General features: G+C 33.6%; 1 protein-coding gene and 1 pseudogene. Both read right to left on the bottom strand.

What is annotated here, in order from left to right; genetic code table 11:
- Nucleotides 1–427 precede the first annotated feature (427 nt).
- Nucleotides 428–880 carry a hypothetical protein gene (locus IL45_RS03820; protein ID WP_036580561.1) on the bottom strand — a complete coding sequence of 151 codons (453 nt, stop codon included), beginning with the start codon at nt 878–880 and terminating at the stop codon, nt 428–430.
- A 91-nt stretch (nt 881–971) separates the two neighbouring features.
- Nucleotides 972–2,700 (bottom strand): annotated as a pseudogene (locus tag IL45_RS15095) (hypothetical protein); the annotation flags it as partial.

Raw genomic sequence — 2,700 nt, 5'->3', positions numbered from 1 at the left:
TTTAAAGAATGATTGTTAGTTAATTGAGAACCTGTTAGTTTTTCAATTTTAAATTGTGGTTGCTCTTGTATAGTTTCTAGTGGAGTATCATCCCTTTCACAACTAGTAGTAGAAAACATCGCCATAAGTGCTATCGCCACTAGAGAATTTATCCATTTAAGCGTTTGAGCGTTTGAGCGTTTGAGTGTTTGAGTGTTTAAACATATTTTAAAGTTATAAGTTATCTTTAAAATTACTAAGGTAAGATTTTTCTATCAATAGGTATTAATACCTCTTTTAAAAATTAAACAGATTCTCTTCAAAAATATTTTAAATCCACGTGGTAAAGCGGTTTTGTGGTGAAAATATTGTAATCTAAATATCTTAGAATTAACTAGAAACCTCAAGTGGAATTCTTGAGGTTTTGAGTGATTCTATTTAAGGGATTTTAAATTCCTAAAAATAATTTTACAAATTCATTAAAAGTTACAAGTTCTATTCTTGACATAGTCTTAGGTGTAGGGTTCGTGAAAGCATATTGTAGCTTTTTACCGTTATCAGTTGTTACAAAAATAAGTTCTGCCCACCGACCAGTTATAAAAAAGACATTTTCTTTTTTAAGTTCATAATCATCTAATTTAAACTTGTTATGATTATGCAATCGATCTAATTGTTCATCATTCAATTCAGAATAATTCAAAATCTCTAATTTACCTTCGAATCTTCCGTTTGCTATATCTTCTGTTACCGCATATGCACTATCACCTAGTAAATTATTCAAATATTTTTTTTGATCTATTGAAAGACTGTCGTAAGCGGTGAATTTATCTTCTTCCAAAAATGATGTGAAATGTTTAATAGAATTGCTATCTCCTATATAATCAGCTTCTAAAAAGGACATTATAAGAGCTTTCTTCCTTTGTTGTAATTCATTTTCTTTACTTTCTAATATTGCATGTTTAGTACAGCATGAAATCAATAGAAGTAAACAACTAGCAGTTATTATCAGGTGGCGTTGAATCATTATCGTTATCGTTTATATTGTACAATGGTCCGTTATTTGGATTTGGATTAGCAGGACTATAAAAATCTTGATTTCTAATTTTTTCTCCGAGCTTACCAGGGTTTTTAATATAAATTTGGCTGCCAGGTGGCCCATTCATCGTGGTAGGCAAAATACTACTTGTATTTCCAAAATCTAAACCGGCAGAAGCTCCTGCATCAAGAGCAAAATCTGTACAATTGTTAGAGTGCGTGTTGTAAACTAGTCCTGTATCATTTGCTATTAAACCAAATGGATTATTAGGACTTCCATTCATTTGTTGTTGATTTGGATATTTTGAGGCATTAATAATGTCATTCAATTGTCCAGAATTGATCGGAATACTAATAGAAATATCATATTTTGTGTTCGAATCATCACCGAACCTTCCTATGTCCTCAGAATTAAGTGGTGCAGCCATCGCTCCTTCATTAGGATAAAACCCATAAGTTGCCGAATGATTTCCTTGACTAATACCTATGAATGCATGTCCTACTGCACCATTATCAAGCCTCGCCCCAGGAAAAGCTAAAAATCCACTTCCTTCCCAAGGTTCATCAACATAAATTGTCAATACCGCTGGTTGTGAAGTATCGAAACAATCAAGATATTCGTCCATATCTTGAATAGGTGTATCAGGCGCGACAAACTCAGCATCATCCCAAATGGAATAATTAGGATCCTCTTTCTTTTTTCTAAGGTATTCTTCTACGCTATGCTTGTTTTCTTGGGAATCACCTTCTGATTCAAAAAATTCATCAATCTCATTTCTTAAATCATCTTGGTCTGAATCATTAATAAACTCTCTTAAATCATCTGGTAAGTCATCAAAAAAAGTTTGTGTGTCGTCATCAACAGGTTCAGGCGCCGGTTTTAAATCTATAACAGGAGAAGTAATCACACCAGCACAATCACCATTACTTAAGGTAAGTTGATCGTTACAAGGTTCATCTGGCTCGTTAGTATTGTTGTTAATAAGTGTTAATTGTCCAGAACCACCGGGATTTGTTTGTCCGCCAGTAGGTGGACCAGGATTAGATGGGAAATCATCACCAAGATTTAAATCTCCGTCGGAAGGTAATAAATCTCCACCACCACAAGGTTCCATATAGAATACTAAGGTTGCTTCTTGCGCTCTTCTCCAATCTCCTTCATCTAAATCACAAGCTTCACCTGGAGCATGATCATCAACTGTACAGTTTCTAGCAGGTGAAACCTCTGCAAAACTTACACAATCTCCTTCACCTATCATTACTACACCATTTTTATGCTGAAAACTGGATGTTACAGGTGTATATCTGACATACGGAGTAGCATCTACAGGAATGCTTCCTTGCCTTATATCGTCTAGGGTTATGTAATTCAAATCATATGCAACTATAAATGCTTGATAGGTAGAGTCCATTTGTTTTGAAAACACCATGTTTTTTAAATGGGTTGTATCGCTTGGGTCAGTGATTTTAAAAGTATAACTCTCATAAGTTCCACTAGTTAAATAATTAACATCAGTGTCTTCAATGTAAAAACCATTGATAGAATCATAAACTGATTTTTGAAAAGTATTCATGCCCAATGATTCTTTTGCGCTACTTAAAGCCTTATTTAAAGAATGATTGTTAGTTAATTGAGAACCTGTTAGTTTTTCAATTTTAAATTGTGGTTGCTCTTGTATAGTTTCT

The sequence above is a fragment of the Nonlabens ulvanivorans genome (assembly GCF_000732625.1).
GTDB lineage: Bacteria > Bacteroidota > Bacteroidia > Flavobacteriales > Flavobacteriaceae > Nonlabens > Nonlabens ulvanivorans.
The sequence above is the reverse complement of the archived record's forward strand: the minus strand, read 5'-3'. Positions and strand labels throughout refer to the sequence as shown.

Excerpts from the sequence above, each read along its gene's own strand:
- IL45_RS03820 (WP_036580561.1), bottom strand. The coding sequence starts at position 880 with ATGTCCTTTTTAGAAGCTGATTATATAGGAGATAGCAATTCTATTAAA.